Here is a 16,335-nt window from a genome sequence, read left to right as displayed (position 1 = left end):
CTATTGAGTCGCCAGTGCGCGGCGAGCGCTTTGCGTATCGACCAGGGTATCGATCACGGTATTGATATTTGTACCGGGCTTGACGAGCTGCTCATCCGTCAGAATCGGTGCCGCCGCCTTGAGCGCTGCAATATGCTCGGCTCCCGGATACGGATTCGAGAAGTCGTTGCGTTCGAGTTGAAGCTTGGCCACAGGCAGCGAGATATTCGCCGATTCGGCGACGATCTTCGCCGCGTCGTCAGGGTGGGCAACAATCCAGGTGCGCGCACGGTCGTAGACCTTGATCACGCGAGCGAGCGTATCGGGATGCTCGGTGACAAACGACTCGCGCGCATTGAGAAATCCGTATGTATTGAAGTTCACATTCCGATACAGCAGCCGAGCCCCGTTGTCGACCTCGGCAGCCGCCATATGCGGATCGAGACCCGCCCACGCATCGACTTGCCCGTTGACAAGCGCGGTGCGCCCGTCGGGGTGCTGAAGATTCACGATCTCGACGTCGTCGCGCGTCAAGCCCGCCGTGTGCAAGGCACGGAGCGTAAACAGGAAAGGATCGGTGCCTTTAGTCGCGGCGATCTTTTTGCCTTTGAGATCGCTTAGCGATTTGAGCGGAGAGTCTTTGCGAACGACGAGCGCAGTCCACTCCGGACGCGAATAGATATAGACGGTGCGGATCGGATTGCCGTTGGCTTTGCCGAGCACGGCAGCAAGACCGGCGGTCGAGCCGATGTCGATGGCGCCGCTGTTCAGGTATTCAAGCGCGCGGTTACTGCCGAGGCTCAATACCCACTTGACGTTCGTGTGATCCGGCTTGAATTCGCTCTCGAGCCAGCCGAAGCGTTTGACGACCAGGCTTTCGGGCGAATAGTACGCGTAGTCGAGCTTGAGCTCCGAGGGCGCCGGGCTCGCCGCAAAAGACGAATTGGACATCACGGCGGCAGCGGCGACACTCGCCACCATCCCAAGCGCAGAGTGCAGTGCATGACGAAGCAGCGGTCTCATCGGCATCCATTTTTATCGTTAAGAAAGCCGATGTTATGACGACGCCCCTTGCCGGGGAAACGATCAGTCGTGGAATGCTTATGACGTACGAGGCGATTGGACGGTGGAGCCCGCCGTCGAGCGATTGACGAATTGATGAGGCCGCCGACCAATGGCTATCTGCCTTCCTCGACGATTCTCACGACTCGCTTACGATCCCGCATTTCCGTCATTTACATATGAATCGAAATGCTAAGCATCAAAGAACGAAAACGAGAAATCTAATGCTCAAAACATTCTTTGTGTGACACCGAGTGCAAACCTAGACTCATCAGCGACCGGACGAAGCGTTGCTGATCAAGATCCACGACGCCGACGAGAAGGTGCCGGCTCGCTTTACCGCGCATACCGCACTCGATGATCCGAATTCCCCATCGCATGCGCGACCCCGACGCAGCATCGAACTGCGAGCGTTGCTGTTTTTCCGACCCAGGAGACCCACGATATGACCGATGCATCCGATGTGCCGTCGCCAGCCTCAACGTGGAAGTTTGAAACACTTGCTGTTCACGCGGGGTATTCGCCCGACCCGACGACGCGTGCTGCTGCAGTGCCGATCTATCAGACGGTCGCGTTTGCGTTCGACGATACGCAACACGGTGCAGACCTGTTTGACCTCAAGGTCCAAGGCAATATCTATTCGAGAATCATGAATCCGACGCATAGTGTGCTCGAGCAACGTCTCGCCGCACTTGAGGGCGGTATCGGAGCATTGGCGCTTGCATCGGGTCAAGCGGCCGTGACGTATGCGATACAGACCATCGCCGAGGCCGGTGACAACATCGTCTCCTCGAGCACGCTATACGGAGGTACCTACAATCTGTTTGCGCATACGCTGCCTCAGTACGGTATCGAGGCGCGTTTCGCCGACCCGCGAGAGCCCGATTCGTTCGAGCCGTTGATCGATGATCGTACTAAGGCCATTTTTGCGGAGACGGTTGGCAACCCGCTTGGCAACATCACGGATATCGAAGCGCTTGCGGAGATTGCACATCGTCACGGTATCCCGCTTATCGTGGACAACACCGTGCCTACGCCGTACTTGTTGCGTCCGTTTGAGCACGGCGCCGACATCGTCGTGCATTCGCTGACCAAGTATCTCGGAGGGCACGGCACAAGCCTCGGCGGCGCGATCGTCGACTCGGGGAAATTTCCGTGGGCTGAGCACAAGGCGCGCTTTCGCAGGCTGAATGAGCCGGACGTCTCGTATCACGGCGTGGTCTACACCGAGGCGCTGGGTCCAGCGGCCTACATCGGTCGTGCTCGCGTCGTGCCTCTGCGCAATACGGGGGCTGCGCTTTCGCCGTTCAACGCCTTTTTACTGCTGCAAGGTATCGAAACGGTCGGCTTGCGGATCGATCGGATCGCAGAGAATGCTGCGCGAATTGCGCAGTACTTGAAGGCGCATCCGAAGGTTCAGTGGGTGTCGCACGCGAGCCTGCCGGATCATCCTGATCATGCGCTCGTGGACAAGTACTTATCGGGTAAGGCGCCGGGCATCCTGACCTTCGGTGTTGAAGGTGGGCGTGAAGGGGGCGCGCAGTTCCAGGACGCGCTCAAGCTCTTTACGCGTCTTGTGAACATTGGCGACGCCAAATCGCTTGCGACACACCCTGCATCGACGACGCATCGTCAGTTGTCACCCGCAGAGTTGGCCAAAGCGGGCGTCAGCGAAGAAACGATCCGCTTGTCGATAGGGATCGAGCATGTAGACGATCTCATTGCGGATCTGGATCAGGCATTGGCCGCTGTGTCGACCCTGGACCGACCGGAGGTTCGGGCGGTGGCCTAGTTGCCGTGACCCTCACATACCACGCTTTGCTGCATTGCAGTTGCAGCGGGGCGATGAGTTGCGAGGCGCCGGGACCCGCCATAATTTGACGCGCCATGCCGCTGTGGCGCGCCAAATTTCTTTGAGGTTCAGGCAGGCGACAGTGCCACCGCATCCGCCCCGGCGGCAATCCGCATCGGGGCTGCCGGATCGGTCGCGGCACGCCATACCGCTTCGGTCACGTCGGGCGTATGCGTCATGAGCGTCGATTCCTGCCACTGCGCGAAGACGCTTTCAGCCAGATCCGAATAGGCCTCGTGAATTCCGTTTGCCATTCTCGTTCGCGCGTTTTCGCCGAATTTTGTCTCGGGAGCACGGCCAGGCAGCACGATGCGAACGTGGATATTGAATTGTTCGAGCTCGATCGCAAGGGATTCGGTGAACGCATTCACCGCTGCCTTGCTTGCTGTATAGACGGCAAGCAACGGTAGGGACTTCAACGTCACGCTTGATGTGACATTCACGATCACACCCGAACGGCGTTCGCGAAATTGCGGCAAGACCGCTTGCGTCAATGCAATCGTGCCGAGGGTGTTCGTCTCAAACACTTCGCGCGCGGTTTCGATCGACGTGCCTTCGAGTGCATTGAGCACGCCGATACCCGCATTGTTCACGAGAACATCGATCGGCCCCGCCGCAGCGACGACATCGCGAATGCTCTGCGCATCCGAAACATCGAGCGGCAGCACGCGCAGGCGTTCGGAGCGTGGCAAGACATCTTCTCTCGGTGTGCGCATCGTCGCGATGACGTTCCAGTCGCGCTCAAGGAAATAGTGGGCGATAGCAAGGCCGAAGCCGGATGAGCATCCTGTGATCAAGACGGTTTTCATACGATTCCTGTGGACTGACGACAATGGATCTAACGATAGATTGACGCCGCTGGACTGGCTACAATCGAAAGTCCATGTTTCATTCGCAGGAGTCCGGCCATGATCGACCCGCTTGCCGAGGTCGTTACGCTGCTTCAGCCGCGTGCTTCGTATTCGAAGATTGTCAGCGGGACGGGTGCGTGGCGCGTTCGCCGTTCTGAGGCGGGGCTGCCTTTTTACTGCGTGATTCTTGAGGGCGCGTGTCGTCTTGAGGTCGATGGCCGGGAGCCCATGACGCTCGAGCAGGACGATTTCGTGCTGATTCCTGCAGCGTATGGGTTTTCGACGTCGAGTTGCAATCCGCTCGCGCCGGCGGACATGCGTTCAGCCCCGGTTGTGCTGCCGAACAGTGAATTCAGATTAGGCATCGAACAGGATCCTCCCGACGTGCGCTTCCTTGTCGGGCAGTGCGTATTCGATTCGCCAGACGCTGCGTTGCTTTTGTCGTTGCTTCCGCAACTTGTTCATGTTCGCGGCGAACGCAGGCTTTCGACCCTGGTGCAACTTCTGATCGACGAATCGCGTGCGGTGCGACCAGCGCGCGACATCGTGCTCGCGCGGCTTCTTGACGTGGTGTTGATCGAAGCCTTCAGGTCGACGACCGGGACCGCCGCGTCGACCGGGTTGCTGCGTGGTCTAGCCGACGAGCGTCTCGCAATCGCGATACGGCACATGCACGAACATCCGACGCGATCGTGGACCGTTGCGCAATTGGCAAAGGAAGCTGCGCTTTCACGCTCTGCATTCTTCGAACGATTCAGCCGGGCAGTGGGCGTGGCGCCGATGGAATATCTGCTGACGTGGCGCATGGCCATGGCCAAGCGATTGCTATTGGGCAATGAAGCGACGATTGCTGAAATCGCCGAGCGCGTCGGATATGGCTCAGCGAGTGCGTTCAGTGTGGCGTTTACGCGGCATGTAGGTTTGCCGCCGACGCGCTATGCGCGAGAGCCGGAGCAGCCGGAGATCGTTTGACTACAAGGTAGTGCGAGCCTGGTGAGCCGTTGCGATTCGCGTGCCCGGGCCTGTGAATCTTTTATGAACGCCTCAAAGCTTGAGGTCGCAGGCGTCATCACGACAGGGGCCGGGAACGTCGTAACCGAGCCAACGCGAAATGCGTATGCGGTTTCGCGCGAACGTGCGATACGCCGCACGCCATAGCGGGCGGAACATTGGCACCCGAAGCGGCGCAACGATCCAGCCTTTGCCGACACAGGTATAAGCGGCAATGAGGGTGTCAGTCCCGATGAGCCACCGGCCGTCGGCTGTCCAGGCGTGGAGTTGCTGGTTGAGTGCGATGAGGTTGACGCCCAGCGGAGCAGGATCAAACCCAGGCCCGGCGATGTCGACGAACGCGAGCTGGCCATGTTGATCCCATGCGCGGAGTCGCGTCATTTCAGCGACGCACAGCGGACATTGGCCGTCGATATAAAGCGTCATTGCGGTGGCTTGCACGGTGCTTCTCCAGTCACGTTGTATTCAGATATTTCTGTTATTACAGAAATTAAAGGAGGCGAATCGCCTCGTCAAGATAAATTTCTCTCTTGACAGAAATGACTGAACTCAATAAATTGGCCGACATGAAACTCACACCGATTGCAGAACGATTCATCCTCCATTGGGGCGAAATGGGCTCGCGCTGGGGCGTCAACCGGACGGTTGCGCAGATCCACGCGCTCCTTTACTTGCTGGGACGCCCGATCGCCGCCGATGAGATCGCTGACACGCTGGGGGTCGCGCGCTCCAACGTCAGCACGAGCCTGAAGGAGCTTCAATCTTGGCGTCTCGCGAAAGTCGTCCATGTGATGGGAGACCGGCGTGATCACTTCGAGACGTCGACCGATATCTGGGAACTGTTCAAGCTGATCGTCGAAGGCCGTCGCCAGCGTGAGATCGATCCGACGCTGACGATGCTGCGGGACAGTCTGACGAGTCCGGAGATGGCCCAGGAGAGTGCCGACACCGAAGAGCGGATTCAGGCGACGTTGCAGTTTCTTGAGACGCTCACGACCTGGTCCGATGAGATGTTGCGGATGAAGCCCGACACGCTGATGAAGACATTGGGCATCGGAGCCAGGATCAGCCGGACCATGCGGCGCACGAAGGGCTAGGGACTCGCGTCGTAGTCGGGCGGCATGGGCGATACGTTCGCCCTTTTTTACGCTTTTAAATTTCTGTGAGTACAGAAATAACTGTAATTGGGGGAATAAAAAATGCCTTTGAGCACCTGCGTTCCATCAGCGACCGAGCCCCGCGACGCTGCGGTCGAAAAGGGGGAGTTCGCCATGAAGGTTCTGGTATGCGGCGCGAATGGTTTTATCGGGCAGGCGCTTTGCACCGCGCTGATGAACCGCGGTCACCGCGTCATCAAAGGCGTGCGTGACTCGCGTCAAACAGACGAGATGGCGATGGATTTCACAACCGACGTTGAACCGGGCGATTGGGCGTCAAGGCTGTGCGGCGTCGATATCGTCATCAACGCCGTCGGGATTCTCGTTGAGCGCAACGGGCAGACGTTTGATCGCATCCATCACCGGGCACCTGCCGCTTTATTCGAAGCCGCCGCGCATGCAGGCGTGAAGCGCATCGTCCAGATCTCGGCGCTTGGTGCACAGACGGGCAGCACGGCGTACTTCGAGAGCAAGCGACGCGCCGACGAGTCTCTTCGAGCTTTACCCGTCGACCACGCTGTCCTCCGACCCGCCCTGGTCTACGGGGTCAGCGGGGCTTCGTCCCGTTTCTTCCGCACGATCGCGGCGTTGCCGGTCCATCCGCTGCCGGATGGCGGCCATCAAACGGTGCGGCCCATTCATATTGATGATCTTGCCGACGTCGTCGTGACGCTCGTTGATTCGGACCGATCGCATCGGGGCGTGCACGATCTTGTCGGTGCAACGGAGCTGGCGTATCGCGACATGCTTGCCACCTATCGGGCATCGATGGGAATGTCTCGTGCATGGCGAGTTGATATCCCGAAGTGGATGATTGATCTGAGCGCTTCGCTGGGTGACCGCTTGCCCGGATCGATGCTGACACGTGACACCTGGCACATGCTCCAACAGGGGAATACGGGCGATGTCGCTGCGACGGCGAGCCTCCTGGGCCACCTCCCTGCAGGCATCGAATCGTTTGTGTCGTCTTCGGAAGCCGGATCGTTGCGTTCCGATGCCCTCGATGTGTGGCGAATGATGTGTCTTCGTATCGCGCTTGCGATTGTGTGGCTCGGAACGGCGATCTGTTGCGCGTGGATTTATCCCCATGCCGACAGTCTCGCGCTGCTGGAGCGCGTGCACGTCACTGGCGTGACCGCACTTGGCCTGCTTTACGCGTCGATATGCGTCGATGCCGTGCTGGGGGTGCTGACGCTAGTGCGCCCGGGAAAGCGATTGTGGTGGGCGCAGGCAAGCCTTATTGCCATGTACTCCGTCATCGTTGCCTTCGCGCTGCCCGAGTACCTCTATCACCCGTTCGGGCCGATCCTGAAGAACGCGCCCATTCTGGCGTCGTTGGCCGTCCTTTCCATGGAGGAAACTCGCTCATGAGTCTCTACCTGTTGATCAAGACGCTGCATGTCGTATCGTCCGTCGTGTTGGTGGGGACCGGATTCGGCACCGCGTTCTATCTGTTCTGCGTGAACCGCACACGCAATGTGATCGCGATCACACTCGTAGCCCGCTTCGTGGTGCGAGCGGATTACTGGTTCACGACGCCCGCTGTGGTCATTCAACCTGTTTCGGGGCTATGGCTCGTTCATATGGCGGGCTGGCCCTGGACTACACCCTGGATCGTCGCCGCGGTCGGTCTGTATGTGTTCGCCGGCCTGTGCTGGCTCCCGGTCGTATGGCTCCAGATTGGCATGGAGAATATGGCATCGGAAGCGCTGTCGCGTCAGGACACCGTGTTGCCTTCCAAATACTGGGCGTACGCGCAATACTGGGAATGGCTTGGATATCCCGCGTTTGCCGCGATGCTCGCCGTTTTCTGGCTGATGGTGTCCAAGCCGTCGTTATGACCCGGTCTTCTGCCGGGGAGCGCCATCATGTCGGAGACTTGCGCTGCTCGCGTATGAATGGATATACCTCGATATGAGCACGCGGGCCGCAGCATAGAGCGGCCCACCGCATGGATTCTGAAAGCCATACGTTCGTATCCGTCTTCCATACGAGAACGGACTAATGGCATACCCGATCGGGTTTGAAGCATGGATCGCGATGCAGTCCAATAGGGTGACTGAGGGAACACCGCCATCGGCGTGTTCATCATCCCACGCACCGCTATCGAAGGACGTACATCATGCTGACCAAGACGTTCGATCCCTGGCTGGAAACCGTGTATCTCCTGACTCGCCCCACCGGCAAAGTATTGCGGCACGGCTATGAAGCCAAACGTGCGAGCCTGCTTCGCTATGGCGACCCGCGCCGCAATGTCTCGTTCGAGCGCTCACACGAAAACGCACAGGTCTTCGTGCGCGAGCGACTGACCGAGGTGACGATCGTCGTCGACTGGAGTGACTCGACGATGTGCAACTACATCTGCCAGATATGGCGCGTGGGGCGCGCGTCGGGCAGGGGGCAATGCGCCGTGAGCGGCGATGCCATCTCGCGCGGCGACCTGGTTTATCGGCCGATTCCGCTGCGCCCGTTGCCTTCCAATGCGAAGGCCATGATTCGTGCTTCGGAAGTCGAGGCAGCGCTCAAGCGTAACAGCGACGACGGTGTAGGTGCGTCGTGTCACGAGTCCGCACGCCGTGCGCGCACACTATCGACGAAAGGCAGCGGCCCCATGACGGCCGGGTAAGCGATCGCCGTCAATAACGTTTTTTCGTATTTGAATCGCAAGAATCATTGGTTCGCCGGGGAGCGAGCCGTCGCTATAGTCGAGTCCCTCAAACGGTGCCGATCGCACCGCCGATGCGTGACACGGGGCGATCCCGCGTGGTGCAGCGTCGGATTACATTTTTATAAGAGATGGACTCGCCTATGAAACACACTCTGTCCCGGTTGTTGAGCACCCTCGCGCTGTCCGCGCTCGCCGCATCCTCCGTCTATGCGGAAGAGACGCTCTCCGTCGCAGCCAGCCCCACGCCGCACGCGGAAATCCTCGAACATATCAAGCCGGTACTCAAGAAAGAGGGCGTCGATCTTCAAGTCCGTGTCTTCACCGACTACATTCAGCCGAACCTCCAGGTCGAAGAAAAGCGTATCGATGTCAATTACTTCCAGCATCAGCCGTATCTGGATGCGTTCAACAAGAACCATCACACGCACCTGATTTCTGTGGCGCCGGTGCATGTCGAGCCGTTTGGCGCGTATTCGCACAAGGTCAAGTCGGCCAGCGAACTCAAGGACGGTGCGGTGGTGGCGATTCCGAACGACCCCTCCAATGTCGGACGTTCCTTGTTGCTGCTTCAAAAGAACGGCCTGATCAAGCTCAAGGACCCGACCAATATTCTTGAAACGCCGCACGATATCGTCGACAACCCGAAGCATCTCGAGATTAAGGAGCTTGAAGCGGCGACGCTACCGCGCGTGCTGGATCAGGTCGATCTGGCGCTGATCAACACGAACTACGCGCTCGATGCGCATCTCGTGCCGACGAAGGACGCGCTCTTTATCGAAGACAGTCAATCGCCCTATGCGAACCTGATCGTCGCGCGCCAGGATAATGCGAATAGCGACGCCGTCAAGAAGCTCGTCGCTGCGCTGCAGACGCCGGACGTTCGCGCGTTTATCGAGCAAAAGTACAAGGGCGCGGTGGTTCCTGCTTTCTGATCCGAATTGCTTTGAGCGGGGACGTTGCGTGTTTTCGAATGTGGATTGGCTGGAAATCGGCCATGCGGGGATTGAGACCCTTCAGATGCTTGGAGGGTCGCTTTTTTTTACTCTGCTGCTCGGGCTTCCGCTCGGGCTTGCGCTGTATATGACGCTGCCGGGCGGACTCTATGCTTCGCGCAGGGTGTATGGCGTGCTGTCGCTCGTCATCAACGTGTTGCGGTCATTGCCCTTCATCATTTTGCTGATCGTGATGATTCCGCTAACGCTGGTGTTGACGGGCACGTCGATCGGGGTCGCGGGCGCGATTCCGCCGCTTGTTGTCGGTGCGGCGCCGTTCTTCGCGCGTCTTGTCGAGAACGTGCTGCGTGAAATCGATCGCGAGCAGATCGAAGCAGGACAAACGCTGGGTGCGACCACCGCGCAAATCGTGTGGCGGATCATTCTGCCCGAGGCGTTGCCCGGTCTTGTCGGTGCGACGACCGTGACCGCGATTGCGCTGGTGTCCTACACCGCGATGTCAGGTGTGATCGGTGGCGGAGGGCTAGGCGACCTTGCCGTGCGCTATGGGTATCAACGCTTCGAGACCGATGTGATGGTCGTGACGGTCGTCCTGCTGTTGATCCTGGTGTATGCGCTGCAAGTACTCGGCGACCACGTCGTCGGTACGTTGACGCGCCGTACGAGGCGGCAGCCGGGTTAAGCGATGTCGCGCGTGGGCGGAACGTGTCACGCGCTGGAAGCCGAATCGTCGTGTGGGCGGGCGCGTCGATTGAGTCGATGAAACAGCGTGCACCGATTGGCGTCGGCGACCGCCCGAACCCCAAATCAGGTATCGTCGGTGCATTGCTTTGGTGCCGAGTGCCATGATTCAGACTCTTGCGATCCATAACTACCGTTCGATCAAAGACGTTGTTGTGCCGTTGTCGCGACTCAATGTCGTGACGGGAGCGAACGGTACGGGGAAATCCAATCTCTATCGGGCGATGCGACTGCTGGCTGAGACAGCCAACGGCGGGCTTATCGGACCTCTCGCACGCGAAGGCGGGTTGAATTCTGTGTTCTGGGCCGGACCGAGCGTGGTGACGGCGGGGATGCGTCGTGGCGAACGTCCCCTGCAGCGAAACAATCATGGCCCCGTGAGACTCAAGCTGGGTTTCAGCGGTGAACACTTCGGCTATGCCGTGACACTCGGCTTGCCGATTCCCGGAGAAAACACTGCGTTTAACCTCGACCCGGTCTTCAAGACGGAAAGCATCTGGGCCGGCCCGTTCCTGCGTCAAGCGGGCGCACTCGTCGAGCGGCAGAATGCCTTGGTGCGTGCGAAGGCAGGACGCGAGTGGTCGGTGTTGACGCAAGGCTTGCCTGCGTACGAGAGCCTGTTCGACCAGATCGGCAGGGACAGTCAACGCCCCGAGGTGTTCGGTGTCCGCGAAACGTTGCGCAACTGGCGGTTCTACGATCATTTCCGCACCGATGTCGATGCGCCTGCGCGCCAGCCTCAACTGGGCACACGGACGACCGTGCTACATCACGACGGACGCGACCTTGCGGCCGCTGTGCAGACCATTCTCGAAATCGGCGATCACGAAGCTTTGCACGAAGCCATCGACGATGCCTTTCCCGGCTCGCGTATCGACGTCGAGTACGAGATGGGCGGACTCTTTACGCTCAAGATGCAGCAACGCGGCCTGCTCCGGCCACTGAACGCTGCCGAGTTGTCGGATGGCACGTTGCGATATTTGCTGCTGGTCGCCGCATTGCTGACGCCGCGTCCTCCGACACTCATGGTGCTCAATGAACCGGAGTCGAGTCTGCATCCCGATCTGTTACCGGCACTGGGACGCTTGATCAAACAAGCCTCTCGCACGTCACAACTCTGGGTGGTGACGCATTCGACACGGCTTGCTGCCGCGCTGGACGATGCCGACGACGCCAACACGATCGTGCTCGAGAAGGACGAGGAGGGGACGTCCGTTTCCGGACAACATCCCCTCGACAAACCGGCCTGGCATTGGCCGGAGTGAGGCCGTCGCGGTAAGCCCCAATCCCTTCCATCGATGCTTAGCGTTCGACTGAATGGGACGCATCGGATTAGCGGGGCTCGGATCGTTCCGGTAACTGCGTCCTTGTTCTACGATCGGGCACCGGGCTCAATACGCTTGTCTGCGCAGTCCTCTCTGATGCCCGCATGTGCTCGATATTGTGCATGTACGCGTGCGGTACCGCGGATGCGACTGAGCGGTCTGCCTGTCCGACGGTCGAAGCACGGCGTGCCGTCGGAGGACGAAACGCATGTATTGCGTCCACCTTGCGTCGTCGCTGGCACGGCCGATGGTCCGCCCGAGCGTCGGGCTGCTGCTGCTCGTCCGGTGTCTAAGCACGTTCGCGGCTTGCGATAACGTCACGCCGTCGACCGGCCAGACCGTGACCTGCGACTCAAGCGCCCCGAATCCAGACACGACCGGCATCGCTGCGACGCCAGGCAGCACGCACGTTACCGTCAACATCCTGCCGGGAGCCGAACTGGACGTCGGCAACAGCAACGTGGTCTTCGTGCTCGATCAAAGTACGGTGACCAATCAGGGCACGTTGCGGCAAACGGCCGACTTCTTTGATGCGATTTCGTCTCAGGGCACGGGCGCAGGTCATAACGTGCTGATCAACGCAGGGACGATCACGACGACCGGTACGCAATCCGAGGCGATGTTCAACAGTGCGGCCGCCGTGACCATGATCAATCAGGCGTCGGGCGTGATGCAGACGAGCGGCACGAACTCGAACGCCATGAACGATTTTCAGGGGCCGGGGGGTAGTCTGCTCGTTAACGACGGCCACATCTTGACGCTCGGCACAGGATCGTACGGAATGGTCGCTGCGTCGCCGAACGACATGGTGATCAACAATGGCCTGATCGAGTCGAACGGATTCGCCGGTGCCGGGTTGTATTCGACTGGCGATATCACGGGCAATGTGCCCTACGGCACAGGAACTGCAACGCTGGTCAACAACGGCACGATCGATGTGCCCGGCACAGGCGGCGCAGGCATGGTTGCACTCAACATTGACCCTGTGATCGCGGCAAACTATGGCGTGCTGAGCGTGACGGGCCAGCAAAGCGCGGGTGCGTTCTTCAATGGCCCGGTAACGTTCGTGAATGGCGGGGGTGCGCGTATCGAGGTCCCCCAATCCGACGGCGTGATCGCGAACGGCGGAGGATCGATCCGAAACGCAGGCGCTGTCACTGCATTCGGCGTTGGTATCTTTGTCGGCGGCCCGGCAACGATCGCGAATAGCGGCTCGATTGTCTCGTCGGGCTACATCGCCATCCAGGCGCAGGGCAATGGCAAGGTAACGATCAACAACAGCGGTGTGCTCAGCGGACCGGTCGCTGCAGTTCAGACCGATGCAGGAAACGACGAATTCACGATGTCGGCGGGATCGACGTCGGGTGTCGTCAATCTCGGTGGCGGGTCCAACACGATCACCCTGACGGGCGGGGTGATCGGTTCGGGGATCTCCACGATATCCGGGCCGTCCGATGTGTTGATGTGGACAAGCGGTGGCACGATCGTCGGGAACGTGACGCTGGCCGGGGCCAATAACGTTGCAACGCTGACGGGGTTGACGGATGCCAATCTGTCCGGATTGACGGGTCTCGCAAGTGCAACAGGAACGGGAACACTGACACTCGACGGTACCGAGGTCAGTGGTGCGAGCCGGTTTTCAAACTGGACGATGATTAATGTGTCGAACGCGAGCGCACTCACGCTGGATGCTCGAGGTCTGACGCTTGGCAACGCAGGCGTTGGTACAGGAACATTAAATATCGATGCGACGAGCACGCTTTTCTCAGGTGGCTTCGGCGATCCGTCGATCTCGCCGGCCGTCGCCGGCCAGCGCGTCACGGTCAACAACGCCGGCACGATCGATCTCACGAACGGTGGAACGAGCACGACGGACGCGCTGGTGATCAACGGCAACTACGTCGGGCAGAACGGCAGACTGCTTCTGCAGACCGTTCTCGGGGCAGACGGCGCTGCAAGCGACAAGCTGGTTGTGTCGCAGGGGACCGGATCCGGCTCGACAACACTTGGCGTGACGAATCTCGACGGACGTGGCGCGCTGACTCAGCATGACGGGATTCTCGTGGTGCAAGCGATCAACGGAGCTTCGACGACGGGCGGTGCATTTTCGCTACCGGGCCGGCTTGCCGCCGGGGCTTACGTCTACGATCTCTTCAAGGGCGGAGTGAGCGCGAATACAACGGACAACTGGTACCTGCGCTCAAGTGTGGCTCCGATGCAGATACCGGAGCCTGCGTCGGAATCCGGCAATTCAATGCCGCTCGCTGCGCCCGTCGCCGCGGCGGGTACGCCGCCGTTGCCCCCCGCCCCTCCGGCAGGCTCGGCGCCGATTCCTCTGTATCGAATGGAAGTCCCGGTATATGCCGGGGTGCCCGGGCTCGCCCGAGCCATGATGGTCGACACGCTCGACACGTTTCACGATCGGCACGGAGATCAGACTTTGCTCGATGAGCAGGGCGTATTGCCCGCTGCGTGGGTCAGAGCCTGGGGTGAGCACACATCGTTTGCAACGGGAGGGGCTGCGAGTCCGGATTTCAGCGGCACGATCGGCGGTGTTCAGGTCGGACACGATGTGTTCGCTGATACAAGCGCGAATGGGCACCGGGATCACGTCGGCGCATTCCTGGGCGTTGCACGTGCGTACGGAGATGCCAGTGGATTCGCGCTGGGTTTTCCGGGTTACGCCGCCGGAAACCTCTCAATCGACAGCTACAGCCTCGGCGCGTATTGGACGCATATCGGGCCGGGCGGTTGGTACACCGATACCGTACTGATGGGCAGTACGATGACCATCGACCCGATGTCCCATGAAGGCGTGGGTGCAGGTACGCACGGACATGCGCAGGCGGTTTCAATCGAAGGTGGGCTTCCCGTAGGGATCACGCTACCGATCCTGAACGGAATCGTTGTCGAGCCGCAGGCACAAGTGATCTGGCAACACGAGTCGATCAACGGCCTGGACGACGGTATCTCGACCGTTGCATTTCATGCGGACAGCGGTGTGATCGGACGCATCGGAATACGGTTTTCAGGAAGCCTGGAGACGATGGGCGCGGTTTGGCTGCCCTATCTGCGAATGAATCTATGGCGGACTTTCGGCGGCACCGATAGCGTCACGTACGCCAACAACACGGTACTCACAACGAGTGTTGCATCCACCGCCGCCGAATGCGAACTCGGCATCGCCGCTCGTGTGACCCTGCACGGCAGTGTATATGCCACGTTCGGCTACACCACGAACGTCAACGGCCCACATCGCGAGACGGTTCAGGGCAACGCGGGGCTGCGGTGGAGCTGGTGATACTCAGCGATGAATCGCCGACCGTAACCGATGCACATCCAGCTCCGTCACCGGGTCGGCCGAATTACCCCATGTCGTGCGGACGAAGGTCAGGACGCGGGCCATTTCTTTTTCTGTGAACTGGTCGGCGAAGGCCGGCATTTTCTTCGGCGCGGGTCCGTTTTCCGTGTCGGGGCTGCGGCCGCCTTCGATCAGCAGGCGGATCAGCGATTGCGTGTCGGATCCGAGGACGACAGGATTGCCGGCGAGTGCGGGATACTTTCCTTCGACGCCCCGGCCGTCGGCCTGGTGGCAGCGCGCACAGGCGCTCATATAAAGGCCTGCGCCAGGCCGCTGAACCAGCCCCGTTCGAAGCGCTTCGACGGTTTGATGCGCGCCGCGCGAGTCGGGCGCGAAATTGCCTTTCGATTCTCCAGCCGGCAACGACTTCAAATACACAGCGATCGCTTCGAGGTCTCGCTGGTCGACATACTGCGTGCTGTCTTCGACGACTTGCACCATGCTTCCAAACGTCACAAGGCCGCCGCCGTGGCCACTCTTGAGGAACGCAACGATATCTGCAACGGGTATGCGACCGAGCCCCGAGAGCGAAGTCGACCGCAAATCGGGTGCGAACCAATGATCGTTAGTCCCGCCCGACAGATAGAGCGGCGACGACTGCGTGTAGCCAAGTTCTTCATAGGCGGGACCCCGCGGTGTATGGCACGCACCGCAATGTCCGAGAGATTGCACAAGATAGGCCCCTCGATTCCACTGTGCGTCGCGCCTCGAGTCGGCTTCATAGGGAGCGCCCGGCGAAAACATCCATGCCCAGACCCCGAGTCCCCAACGCTGATTGAACGGGAACGGTAGCCGTGTTTCGGGCGCGGGCTTGCTGACGGGCGTAACGCCATGCATGAAGTACGCGTAGAGCGCACGCATGTCGTCATCGTTGATCTTGGAAAACGACGGATAGGGCATCGCCGGATAGAGATGGCTGCCATCTGGTGTGACGCCACTACGCAATGCGCGAGCAAACTGTTCGTAGGTGTAGGCACCAATGCCGTAGTGCGGGTCCGGCGTGATGTTGCTCGAGTAGATCGTGCCGAAAGGCGAGTTCATCGCCAGGCCGCCGGCAAATGCAGCCGGCTTCGTGAGGTTACCTGTCGCGTCAGTCGCAGGTGCCGCAGTATGGCAGCCGGCGCAGTCGGCCATCTTTGCGAGGTATGCACCTCGTGACACCAGCGATGCCTGATCGCCGACGGCATTGTTCATCGCCGATTGGGCTTGCAACCCGTGCGGAGACACCATGAGCAACGCGAACGCAGAGAAGACGACGCTCAGCGTGACAAGCACGCCGGCGATGCGCGTGGACGGCGTCCGGCTTGCGATCTCGCGCGGAGCCGGATCGGGTACGGCACGCGCGGCTGGCTTATCAAGTCTGTGCTGCGGCATC

At 60.0% G+C, this 16,335-nt stretch carries 14 protein-coding genes; 10 read left to right on the top strand and 4 right to left on the bottom strand.

The window, feature by feature from the left end:
• Positions 1 to 960 (bottom strand): aliphatic sulfonate ABC transporter substrate-binding protein, encoded by a 960-nt coding sequence (locus ACMFWR_RS22615; protein WP_413197324.1) that lies wholly within the window; start codon positions 958 to 960, stop codon positions 1 to 3.
• A gap of 544 nt (positions 961 to 1,504) precedes the next feature.
• On the opposite strand from ACMFWR_RS22615, the gene ACMFWR_RS22610 reads away from it, so the two are divergent.
• The gene (locus ACMFWR_RS22610; protein WP_413197323.1) at positions 1,505 to 2,833 is read left to right on the top strand and encodes an O-acetylhomoserine aminocarboxypropyltransferase/cysteine synthase family protein; all 1,329 of its coding nucleotides are present in this window, start codon (positions 1,505 to 1,507) and stop codon (positions 2,831 to 2,833) included.
• Positions 2,834 to 2,961: 128 nt separating this feature from the next.
• Here ACMFWR_RS22610 and ACMFWR_RS22605 read toward each other — a convergent pair whose 3' ends face one another.
• Entirely contained in the window at positions 2,962 to 3,702 is a 741-nt protein-coding gene (locus tag ACMFWR_RS22605) for an SDR family oxidoreductase (RefSeq protein ID WP_413196925.1), read from the bottom strand.
• Positions 3,703 to 3,801: 99 nt separating this feature from the next.
• Here ACMFWR_RS22605 and ACMFWR_RS22600 point away from each other — a divergent pair, with 99 nt between their 5' ends.
• Positions 3,802 to 4,716 carry a cupin domain-containing protein gene (locus ACMFWR_RS22600; RefSeq protein ID WP_413196924.1) on the top strand — a complete coding sequence of 305 codons (915 nt, stop codon included), beginning with the start codon at positions 3,802 to 3,804 and terminating at the stop codon, positions 4,714 to 4,716.
• A 72-nt stretch (positions 4,717 to 4,788) separates the two neighbouring features.
• Here ACMFWR_RS22600 and ACMFWR_RS22595 read toward each other — a convergent pair whose 3' ends face one another.
• Positions 4,789 to 5,196, bottom strand: coding sequence for a thiol-disulfide oxidoreductase DCC family protein (locus tag ACMFWR_RS22595; RefSeq protein ID WP_413196923.1), 408 nt, complete (start codon positions 5,194 to 5,196; stop codon positions 4,789 to 4,791).
• Positions 5,197 to 5,321: 125 nt separating this feature from the next.
• Between ACMFWR_RS22595 and ACMFWR_RS22590 the strand changes: the two genes are divergently transcribed.
• From ACMFWR_RS22590 to ACMFWR_RS22555, 8 genes are all read left to right on the top strand, one after another.
• Complete coding sequence (locus ACMFWR_RS22590) at positions 5,322 to 5,852, top strand: GbsR/MarR family transcriptional regulator (protein ID WP_413196922.1); 531 nt, start codon at positions 5,322 to 5,324, stop codon at positions 5,850 to 5,852.
• A 174-nt stretch (positions 5,853 to 6,026) separates the two neighbouring features.
• Positions 6,027 to 7,283 (top strand): SDR family oxidoreductase, encoded by a 1,257-nt coding sequence (locus ACMFWR_RS22585; RefSeq protein WP_413196921.1) that lies wholly within the window; start codon positions 6,027 to 6,029, stop codon positions 7,281 to 7,283.
• Positions 7,280 to 7,753: a DUF2269 family protein gene (locus ACMFWR_RS22580; protein ID WP_413196920.1), complete on the top strand. Its 474-nt coding sequence runs from the start codon at positions 7,280 to 7,282 to the stop codon at positions 7,751 to 7,753. The genes ACMFWR_RS22585 and ACMFWR_RS22580 overlap by 4 nt, the downstream gene beginning before the upstream one ends.
• Before the next feature lie 281 nt (positions 7,754 to 8,034).
• Positions 8,035 to 8,538, top strand: coding sequence for a DUF3331 domain-containing protein (locus ACMFWR_RS22575; protein WP_413196919.1), 504 nt, complete (start codon positions 8,035 to 8,037; stop codon positions 8,536 to 8,538).
• Between the two features lie 182 nt (positions 8,539 to 8,720).
• Positions 8,721 to 9,512 (top strand): MetQ/NlpA family ABC transporter substrate-binding protein, encoded by a 792-nt coding sequence (locus tag ACMFWR_RS22570; protein ID WP_413196918.1) that lies wholly within the window; start codon positions 8,721 to 8,723, stop codon positions 9,510 to 9,512.
• 28 nt (positions 9,513 to 9,540) lie between these two features.
• Positions 9,541 to 10,215 carry a methionine ABC transporter permease gene (locus ACMFWR_RS22565; RefSeq protein ID WP_413196917.1) on the top strand — a complete coding sequence of 225 codons (675 nt, stop codon included), beginning with the start codon at positions 9,541 to 9,543 and terminating at the stop codon, positions 10,213 to 10,215.
• Between the two features lie 163 nt (positions 10,216 to 10,378).
• Positions 10,379 to 11,539 (top strand): AAA family ATPase, encoded by a 1,161-nt coding sequence (locus ACMFWR_RS22560; RefSeq protein ID WP_413196916.1) that lies wholly within the window; start codon positions 10,379 to 10,381, stop codon positions 11,537 to 11,539.
• 268 nt (positions 11,540 to 11,807) lie between these two features.
• Positions 11,808 to 14,900, top strand: a complete 3,093-nt coding sequence (locus tag ACMFWR_RS22555; protein ID WP_413196915.1) for an autotransporter outer membrane beta-barrel domain-containing protein — start codon at positions 11,808 to 11,810, stop codon at positions 14,898 to 14,900.
• A gap of 3 nt (positions 14,901 to 14,903) precedes the next feature.
• On the opposite strand, the gene ACMFWR_RS22550 is transcribed toward ACMFWR_RS22555, so the two are convergent.
• Complete coding sequence (locus ACMFWR_RS22550; RefSeq protein WP_413196914.1) at positions 14,904 to 16,334, bottom strand: c-type cytochrome; 1,431 nt, start codon at positions 16,332 to 16,334, stop codon at positions 14,904 to 14,906.
• Position 16,335 lies beyond the last annotated feature (1 nt).

The organism is Pararobbsia alpina, from assembly GCF_965118125.1.
Taxonomy (GTDB): Bacteria; Pseudomonadota; Gammaproteobacteria; order Burkholderiales; family Burkholderiaceae; genus Pararobbsia; species Pararobbsia alpina_A.
The sequence above is the reverse complement of the archived record's forward strand: the minus strand, read 5'-3'. Positions and strand labels throughout refer to the sequence as shown.